The following is a 9,185-nucleotide window of genomic DNA, read 5'->3' as shown; positions in this document are numbered from 1 at the left end:
TTCTGGGGGTTTGGGCTGTTGTGGGGCTGGGGGCGGCTGGGAAGTTCTTCCGCTGGGAGTGACGCCGTCCGGCCGGGAGTCCTACAGTCCGGTGACGCCTTCGTGTATCCCGCACGAATGAGAGGCGCATCGAGCGGGAAGACCACCCCGTGTTCGAATCCACGGATTCATCGGCACCAAGGTCTCTGCAGCCCCTGCTGCACGACGTCGTCATCTGTGTCGACGCCCCGGCCTTCGCGGCATCACCGCGCGACGGACAGCTCCGCGGGGCACACGTCCAGGGCTTCTACGATCACGATCGCCGACTGCTGCACACGCTGTGCCTGCTCCTCGACGGCCGGGAACCCGAGCCCATCGGTGTCCAGCCGCTCGGCCCGCACCAGGTGCGGTTCACCGCGGTCCATCGCGACCCACGGGACCAGACCGACGACCCGACGGTGATCATCGAGCGCGTTCGCACCGCGGGCGAGGGCGAGACGATCGCACTGCGCAATGTCGGTACGGCCGAGCGCCGGCTGCGCGTGGAACTGGCCGCGGCGACCGACCTGGCGGACATCGCCGACGTCAAGCGCGGTCGGCGTGGGCCCCCCGTTCCGTGCACCGCGGCGAGCGACGACGGCAGTCTCGAATGGCACTCCTTCTCCGGTCGCGCCGAGATCCGCAGCACCGCGTCCCGGGTGGACCCCGAGGCGGCCGGCGGTCCCGAGGGCGGCACCCTCACCTGGTCACCGGTGGTCCTGAGCCCTGGCGAGTCGTGGCAGGTGCGGCTCACGATCGCAGGCCGCGCGGTTCCGGAGCCGTCCAGACATCCGGTACGACCCCGCGAGCCCGCTCCCTGGAGCGAACCCGCCGTCGAGACGGGCGACCGGCGGCTGCGGGACCTGGTGCGCTGGGGTCTGCGGGACCTCGGCAAACTGCGGCTGGCCGACCCGCTGGGCGACGGCCCGGCCGAGGACCAGTTCATCGCGGCGGGTTGCCCCTGGTATCTGACCCTCTTCGGCCGCGACAGCATCTGGTCGGCGCGCATGCTGCTGCCGCTCGGCACGGATCTGGCCCGCGGCACTCTGTGGGCCCTGGCCCGTCGACAGGGCCGGGTGCACGACGTCTTCCGAGAGGAGGCACCCGGGCGGATACTCCACGAACTGCGCCCGGCCGCGGCCCAGCACGGCCACGGCCTGCTCCTGCCCTCGCACTACTACGGCTCGGTCGACGCCACCCCGTTGTTCGTGACCCTGCTGGCGGAAGCCTGGAACTGGGGGTTGCCGGACGACGAGGTGGACGCGCTGCTGCCGTATGCGGAGCGTGCCATGGAGTGGGTCGTCGAGCGCACGGGCGACGATGCGGACGGGCTGCTGCGGTACAACCCACGACCCGGCGGGCTGCGCCACCAGTCGTGGAAGGACAGCGTGGACGCGGTACGGGACGCGGAAGGCAGGCGCATCGAGCCGCCCCTCGCCCTGTGCGAGGTCCAGGGATACGCCTACGAGGCGGCGAACGGACTGGCCGCACTGCTCACGCACCGCAACCGGCACGACTCGGCCCAACGACTGCTCAACTGGGCCGAAGCTCTGAGGAAGCGTTTCGCCGAACTGTTCTGGATCCCCTCGGCCGAGGGGCCCGCGTCGCGCTACGTGGCCATCGCGGTGGGACACGGACCCACTCCCGTCAGCGGCCCGGCCTCGAACATGGGGCAGTTGCTGTCGACCGGCATCCTGGACGAGGAGGACTGCTGCGATGTCGCCGCCTGGCTCGCCCACCCACAGCTGAACTCCGGCTGGGGCCTGCGCAGCCGTTCGGCGACCGTGCCCGGTTTCAACCCCCTCAGTTATCACGGGGGTTCGGTATGGACGCACGACACGGCGATCGCGTTGCGCGGGCTGTGCGTGAGCGGACGGCACCAGGAGGCGCTGGCCCTGATGAACGGACTGCTGGACGCCGCCACCCACTTCGAGTACCGGATGCCGGAGCTGTACGGCGGTGACGCCCGCACCGACGACTCTCCCGCTCCGCTGGCCTACCCCGCGGCTTGCCGGCCGCAGGGCTGGTCGGCGGCGTCCGGGGTGGCCGTCCTGACCGCGCTCCTGGGCCTACGGCCCGACATCACCCGGCGGACGCTGACGGCCCGGCCCGCGACTCCCCTGCCTCTCACGGTGCGCGGCCTGGTGCTGGACGGTCAGCCGCTGACGGTCGTCGCCACCGGCTCGGGCGACTGCGCCTTCCCGGAACTTCCCTCGGGCTGGCGAAGAGCAGAGGGTTGAGGAGCCCTGCCGAGCAGCCGCGCATACTCCTTGAGCATGGGTTCGACATAGACGCGCTCCAGGTCGAAGCGGTTTTTGACATGCCGCCGAGCGGCGAGACCGGCCTGCCTGGCCCGGTCCGGCTCGGCCAGCAGCTGCCACACCTCGTCCGCGAATCGGGCGGCCAGCTTGTCGTCGTCCTCCCGTTCAGCCGGCGCGACGAGGGTGCTGCCCCCCTCGCCCAGCCCGCCTACGCTGGTGGCGACCACGGGCCGTGCCGCGCACATCGCCTCCAACGGGGCGAGTCCCATGGGCTCGTCGAATCGGGACGGGTAGACGACGACCGCAGCCTCCTCGTACAGCTTGCGCATGTCTTCGATGCCGGCCGGCTTGAACTCGACGTCCTCGCCCGGGCCCACACCAAGTCCGAACTTCTCCGCAAGGCACAGCAGTTGACCGCGGAAGCCGTCTCTCTCGTCGTGGAAGTCGACGGTGGACACCGGATCGGTCAGGACCAGCCGCGGCCTGAGGGGGGTGTCGCTCCCGGCGAATGCCTGGCCGGTACGGATGACGTCCCGCAGCATCCTGATCGCCACGTCGGCGCCCTTGTTGGGAATGAGCCGGGCCGGGAGAAGGATGACGGGCCGGACGCCGATCTCGCCGAGTGCGGCGACCTCCAGGTAGGCGTCGGTGTCCACGCCCAGATACGTGCGGTCAACCCCCGCCCCCAACACATCGGCGCACTCCTTGACGAGGAAGTCCGACACCGCGTGATGGACGTCCCAGACCGCGCACTCCCTGGCCAGACGATCGTCCTGCGAGCTGCGCCAGATGCTGTGGTAGGTGTGGGGCAGGACCAGCCCCAGCTCCCCCTGAAGAGTCTTCAGAGCGCGGGCGGGGACGCTGGAGAAGTGGTGCAGGTTATGACAGTGCAACAGGCGGATCGGCCCGCCGGGGGGCCCGAGTTCGTTCCGGAACCAGTCCGCGAGTTCCCCGACCTCGCGCTCGTCGTCGGCGCGCTGAACCGAAAGGTCGAGCAGCGGATGCGTGCGCACTTCGACGCTCTCGCACGGAAGTTGGTAGTTCCGGGTCCCGGTGAACACCGTGACGAGGTGTCCCCGAGCGACCAACGCCCTGGAGTAGTCCCAGAGATGGGTCTCGACCCCGCCCACGCACGGCGGAAAGGACCAGTGGACCAGACCAATATGCATGCGATGGCCCGGAGCGGATCCCTCCTCGCCCAGCTCTTCCTGCCGGCGGTCCACGGCGCCTCCGTCTGGTCGTAGTAAATGCCCGAAACGCCGGGCTAACGACCTAGTACGAGGACAGGACACGAATAGACGCCGACTTGGTTCCGCGCAGTTGTCTGGCTGCCGGGAGAACCGGCGAGGAGAATGGGACTGTACAGCGTGGGCACCGTCGGGGGGAGCGTCATGCTAATACTGCCCAGCAGTCGGGTGTTCTGGATCGTTCTCAGCTCCCTGACCGGAGCCGCAGCGGTCTTTTTGTCCGTGGTTGCGCAGGACACACACAACACACGCCTCATGTGGCTTGCCTTGAGCGCCGGCGTACTCGGAGGCGTCTCCGCAATTTCGGGCTATTTGATCGTTCATCCCTCTCGCGCCCCGCACCCCGCCAACGAGGGCCCGGAACAAGGCCCGTTATACGTACCCCCGCCCAATCTTCCCGACCCCTCCCGGTACTTCACCGGGCGTACGCAAGAACTCCGGGAGTTATCAAGGGGGTTACGGCCCCGCCGTCGGAACGGTGGAGTCCGTATCGCGGTCGTCCACGGTCTTGCCGGCGTCGGCAAGTCCCAGCTCGCCGCCGCCTACGCCGAGGAGCGGCTGCGGCACAACCGGTCCCTGGTGTGGTGGCTGTCGGCGTCCAGCTACGAACGGCTCCGGAGCGATCTGCTGGAACTCGCGGCATGCCTCGGCATCCCGGAGCACGACTCCAAGAACGTGATGCTGAACCGGCTTTGGGGGAAACTCCGTGACGCCCCCGGCTGGCTCCTCGTGTACGACGACGTGCAGCAGGGCAGCATCGGGCCACTGAGCGAGGACAGCAGCGACTCACGCCAGTCGCTGCTGCCCCGGACCGGGCACGGCGAGGTGTTGATCACCACTCAGCAGCGCGAGGGCTGGAAGAGGCACCATGCGGATCCCGTCGTGCTGGAGCTGTCCGACCTCGGGGCCGCGGACGGCCTCGCTTTCCTCAGGACACGGGTGGACGGCGACAACACGGAGGAAGACCTCAGCCAACTCGGCGTCCAGCTGCACTGGTTGCCCCTCGCTCTGGAGCAGGCCGGGGCCTACATCGCCGAGACGGAGATCTCCGTACCGGAGTACCTGCGCCGGCTCCCCGACCTTCCCGAGGGCCGCAACGTCGTCGCCGCTACCTTCCGGCTCGCGATCGAGCGGGTCACCGTGGCCGAGCCGGTGGCCGAGGATCTCATGCGCCTGTGCTCGTTCCTCGCCTCCGAGGACGTACGCAAGGACACCCTGCTGCGCGACCCGGCCATGGTTCCCTCGCCGTTGCGGGAGGTCATGGGGGACCACGGCGCATTCAATCTCGTGGTGCGCCGGCTGTCCGACTACTCGCTGCTGCGCCGCAGCGGGGACAGCAGACTCGGCACCGTCACCTATGCAATGCACCCCCAGGTCCAGTTCCATGTCCGGCAGGACATGGACGAACAGGCAAGGATGTTGTGGTCGCAGGCCGCCGTCCAGCTCCTGGAAGCGGCCTTCCCGACGCGGCCACGGCAGTTCGACCAGCGCGGAGTGTGCGAGGGGCTGATGCCCCACGTCGAGGCGGTGACCGCCGAACTGGCCTGGGCGGCGGACACCGGGGACCACGAGTTCGGCGCGGCCCGCGACCCTCAGGCCTTCGCCCGGCTGCTGCACCGCGTCGGCGAGTACCAGGAACACCGCTGCGAATGGAATCGCGCCCTCGACTACTTCGAGAAGGAGGCGATCCTCCGCTCTCTGTACATCGACGACAACCTGGGACGTACCACCGCTCTGCTGTCCCTGGCCGCCCAGCGCTACCGGCGCGCCCAACTCGAAACGGCCGAGGAGGAGTGCCGACAGGCACTCGAGCAGTGCCGACAGGCGCTCCGACCGGACAGCCGCGAGGACGCCGACGCGTTTTTCCCGCTCATAGCCAAGTGCCAGCGCCAGCTCGGCGGGATCCTGCGTGAGCGCGCCAAGTTCACCGAGGCACTGGAGGCGGTGGAAAGTGCCATCGCGATGTACAAGAGCACCGAGCTCCACTGGGAGGACCTCGACCAAGCCGTGGCCGAGCAGGAGGCCGGCATGGTCCACCGGAACGCCGGACGGCTCGGACAGGCACTCGAACGCTATACGCGGGCAGAAGAACTCGTGCCGAGCGGCGGCAGTGAGGAGCCCCGCGACCACTTGGACTTCCGGGCGATGCTTCAGCGCGACCGGGCGATCGTGGCCCAGGACCGGGGCGATCTACGGACCGCCGAGGTCGAACTCCGCGCCGCTCTGGTAGTCCTCCGCGCCAACCGTGACACGGACGACTTCGAGACCTCTCAGGTCTGCAAGTTCCTCGCGGACATCCTGCGGCGCAGCAGCGAGGAGCTGCGTGCCGGTGCCCGCGACACCCACCGTCCGGTGCACCGGCTGTGGATGATCCGGGAGTCCCGCCGACGGCTGGCCGAGGCCGACGCTCTGCTGGGGCCCGTCGTGGCGTTGCACCTCAAACGCCGGGAGAGCGAGGAGCACAAGTACGCGGCCTGCCTCAACAAGCTGGGGTCGCTCCGCCTGGCCCAGGGCCGCCAGCAGGAAGCCCTGCGCGTCCTGCTGAAGGCGGAGCGCATCTATGTCAGGTCGTACGACGCACATCACCCCTACCGTGCCAAGACCCTCTCCCGCCTCGGCGCGGTCCTGATCGAAACGGGCGGTACGGTCACGCTCTCCACCGGAGAGCGGGTGAACGCGGAGCAGACCCTCCGGCTGGCCGAGGAGATCTTCGTCCCCTGTCTCGGAACCGGTCACCCTTCCCTGGTAGCCGTGTACGAACGCCTGGCCGAAGCCACCGCGGACCCGGCCCGGAAAGCGGACTTCCGTGCGCGCGCCCGCCGGATCAAGGAGTCGTTCGCCGAGGGCGCACCACCCGCACAGCAGCCCTCGGCCTCACCGCTGACACCCACAGCGCCCGACCCGTCGGTGACGTGAGGCCCCACCGTCCCCCCACCCACGTGAATTCGTGCACAAGCACCCCCCTACGATGGTCCCCGTGCCAAACCTGACCCCCGCCGACGCCCTGTCCGCCGCGCGCAACCCCCTCGCCTTCATCGCCGCACGCTGGACCCCGGATCCCCGGACGGTCCGGCGGGCCGCTCTCGCCGCGCTCGTCATGTCGGTGGTCATCGTGGTCACCGGCGGTGCCGTGCGGCTGACGGGTTCCGGGCTCGGCTGCCCGACGTGGCCCAAGTGCACGGACGACTCGCTGACGACGACCAGCGCGATGGGCTTCCACGGGGCCATCGAGTTCGGCAACCGGATGCTGACGTACGTCCTGTGCGCCGCCGTCGGCTGGGCGATCATCGCCGCGCGCTCGGAGAAGCCGTACCGCCGCGCCCTCACCCGGCTGGGCTGGGCGCAGTTCTGGATCGTGATGAGCAACGCGATCCTGGGCGGCATCGTGGTGCTGGTCGGTCTCAATCCGTACACGGTCGCGGCCCACTTCCTGCTCTCCTCGGCCCTGATCGCGGTCGCCACGCTGATGTGGCAGCGCAGCCGGGAGGGCGACGGGGAGCCCAAGCCGCTGGTCGGCAAGGCCGTGCAGCAACTGGTGTGGTTCCTGGTCACCGCCTCCGTGCTGCTGATCGCGGTCGGCACGGTAGTCACCGGCGCGGGTCCGCACGCGGGTGACTCCAAGGAGGTCGACCGCATCCCGATCGACTGGGAGACGGTCGCCAAGCTGCACGCGGTGCTCGCCTGGATCGTGGTCACGCTGACGTTCGCCCTGTGGTTCGTCCTCAAGGCGGTCGACGCTCCCAAGGGCCCCCTGGACCGCACCCGCGACCTGTTCCTGATCCTGCTCTCCCAGGGCGTCATCGGTTACGTCCAGTACTTCACGAACCTCCCCGAGGCCCTGGTCGGCCTCCACATGCTCGGCTCCTGCCTGGTGTGGATCGGGGTGCTGCGGGTGCTGCTGTCGCTGCGCGAGCGGCCGGAGGTCGTGACCGACCTGCCGGGCCCGTCGGTGGAACAGTCACTGCCCACGCGCGCGTGAAGCGTCACCCGTACTGAACGGCTCACCCGTAGCGGGTCACCAAGTCGTCGATCGCCGGTCCCAGATAGGCCCGGGTCAGCTCGGCCCGGCGGTGGAGCCAATCGCCCTCTACGGAGGCGGCGGACGGTACCGGATCGTCGTAACGCCGCCGTACGACGTCCTCCACGACCTCCACCGGGGCGCCGAGCGAGGGCAGCAGGTCGAGGGCCTCGCGCTTGGTGATCAGGCGGCCGTCCCGGCGGGTGACCGTCGCGCGGGCGAAGGTGGTCAGGCCCACGTCGACCCAGCCGTTCTCGAGCCAGATCTGCGGCTTGTCGACGGCCGGCCGCCAGAAGTCCCGCAGGTCCCGTACGACGAACTCGGCCAGCTCCTGGTCCGTCACGGCCGGCAGCAGGTCCTTCGGTGATCCGCCGTGCAACACCCGCCCGAACTGGTGCAGTTCACGCCGGGTGACAGGCGTGACGGGCCGACGGGTGACGTGGTCGTGGGCCCAGGTGAGGTGGCGCTGGTTCGGGGCGTCCTGGGTGCCCGGGGCGAGGTAGCTACAGTGCAGGCGGACGGCGAGGGGGTCGGTGCGCAGCCCTCGGTGCAGGACGATGAGCTGTCGGGCGGTGCTCGGCTTCAGGGGATGGTCGAGGATGGCTATCAGGTCCAGGTCGCTGCGGCCCTCCTGGTAGTCGCCCCCGCCGAGCGAACCGTGGGCCCACACGGCGATGGGCTCCAGGGGGGCCAGTTCGTTCAGGAAGCGGTCGAGCAACGCGTCGGTCGGCATGGGCCCAGTCTGTACAGCTCACTCCAGCCCGTACACCCTCTTCGCGTTGCCGACCGCGATCAGTCCCGCCACGCGTTGCGCGTCGGCCGGTGACCAGGCCCCCTCGGCGACCCAGGTGCCGAGCACCCGCGCGAGCGCCTCGCGGAACAACCGCGCTCCTACGACGTGCAGTTCGGGCAGTCCGTGGGCCCCGCTGGAGAAGAGGATCTTGCCGAAGGGGGCCAGCTCCAGGATCTCGGCGAGCACGGTCGCGGCGCGTGCGCCAGTGCGCACCAGGGCGGCGCCGGAGTCGGCGTAGACGTGCGGGAAGACGCCGGCGAGGTGGGCCGCGTGCCGGTGGTACGGGTAGCTGTGCAGCAGCACCAGGTCGGTGCCGAGCCCGGCCGTCGCCCGCACGAAGTCGGTGAGCAGGACGGGGTCGGTACGGTCGATGCGCACGCCCGGTTCGCCCAGTCCGGCGTGCAGTTGGAGCGGCAGCCCGGACGCCACGGCGATCCACAGCAGATGCCGTAGCAGCACCGGGTCGCTGAGCGTCCCGCCGACCCGCCGCCCGGCCAGCCAGCGGCCCGCCGCGCCCCGCACCTCACCGGGGCCGGGCGGTTCGGGCGCGAGCGCGAGGCCGTGCCGTACGCCCGCCACGGAGGTGAAGGCGACCGCGCTCGCGGCGGCGCCGTGGACCGACTCGGCGAGGTTGGCGAGGAAGGACTCGACGGTGCCGGAGGTGTCGGCGACCTGTTCGGCGAGGAGTTCGAGGCGGACGATCTCCCGCGCGTCCGCCTGCCCTCCAGCGGCACGGACTCGGGGTACACGGCGGGACGGATGCGCTCTTCGAGGACGCGCTTGAGGCGGGCTTCGACCAGGCTGCGGTCGTCATGCATGTGGGGTGCTCCGTAGCTCGGTTGCGGGTT

At 70.0% G+C, this 9,185-nt stretch carries 5 protein-coding genes and 1 pseudogene; 3 read left to right on the top strand and 3 right to left on the bottom strand.

What is annotated here, in order from left to right; genetic code table 11:
- The first annotated feature begins 149 nt into the window (after window positions 1-149).
- Window positions 150-2,258 (top strand): glycogen debranching N-terminal domain-containing protein, encoded by a 2,109-nt coding sequence (locus ACNFOC_RS45325; protein WP_416964844.1) that lies wholly within the window; start codon window positions 150-152, stop codon window positions 2,256-2,258.
- On the opposite strand, the gene ACNFOC_RS45320 is transcribed toward ACNFOC_RS45325, so the two are convergent.
- On the bottom strand, window positions 2,174-3,502 hold the full coding sequence (locus ACNFOC_RS45320; protein ID WP_416964843.1) for a glycosyltransferase family 4 protein: 1,329 nt from the start codon (window positions 3,500-3,502) through the stop codon (window positions 2,174-2,176). The two genes, ACNFOC_RS45325 and ACNFOC_RS45320, sit on opposite strands and share 85 nt — an antisense overlap.
- A 603-nt stretch (window positions 3,503-4,105) precedes the next feature.
- Between ACNFOC_RS45320 and ACNFOC_RS45315 the strand changes: the two genes are divergently transcribed.
- Together ACNFOC_RS45315 and ACNFOC_RS45310 are read left to right on the top strand one after the other, a co-directional pair.
- Entirely contained in the window at window positions 4,106-6,442 is a 2,337-nt protein-coding gene (locus ACNFOC_RS45315) for a tetratricopeptide repeat-containing protein (RefSeq protein ID WP_416964842.1), read from the top strand.
- A gap of 52 nt (window positions 6,443-6,494) precedes the next feature.
- A complete protein-coding gene (locus ACNFOC_RS45310; RefSeq protein ID WP_416964841.1) occupies window positions 6,495-7,505 on the top strand; it encodes a COX15/CtaA family protein in 1,011 nt (336 codons plus the stop codon).
- A gap of 22 nt (window positions 7,506-7,527) precedes the next feature.
- On the opposite strand, the gene ACNFOC_RS45305 is transcribed toward ACNFOC_RS45310, so the two are convergent.
- On the bottom strand, window positions 7,528-8,277 hold the full coding sequence (locus ACNFOC_RS45305) for a nucleotidyltransferase family protein (protein ID WP_416964840.1): 750 nt from the start codon (window positions 8,275-8,277) through the stop codon (window positions 7,528-7,530).
- 18 nt (window positions 8,278-8,295) lie between these two features.
- Window positions 8,296-9,054: pseudogene (locus ACNFOC_RS45300) on the bottom strand (amidohydrolase family protein); the annotation flags it as partial.
- Window positions 9,055-9,185: the final 131 nt, after the last annotated feature.

Source organism: Streptomyces colwelliae (assembly GCF_048158785.1).
In the GTDB taxonomy this organism is placed as follows: Bacteria; Actinomycetota; Actinomycetes; order Streptomycetales; family Streptomycetaceae; genus Streptomyces.
Note: the sequence above shows the minus strand (reverse complement) of the source record. Positions and strands in the feature narration are given on the sequence as shown.

Coding starts and splice junctions, on each gene's coding strand:
- ACNFOC_RS45310 (WP_416964841.1), top strand. CDS start 6,495: ATGGTCCCCGTGCCAAACCTGACCCCCGCCGACGCCCTGTCCGCCGCG.
- ACNFOC_RS45305 (WP_416964840.1), bottom strand. CDS start 8,277: ATGCCGACCGACGCGTTGCTCGACCGCTTCCTGAACGAACTGGCCCCC.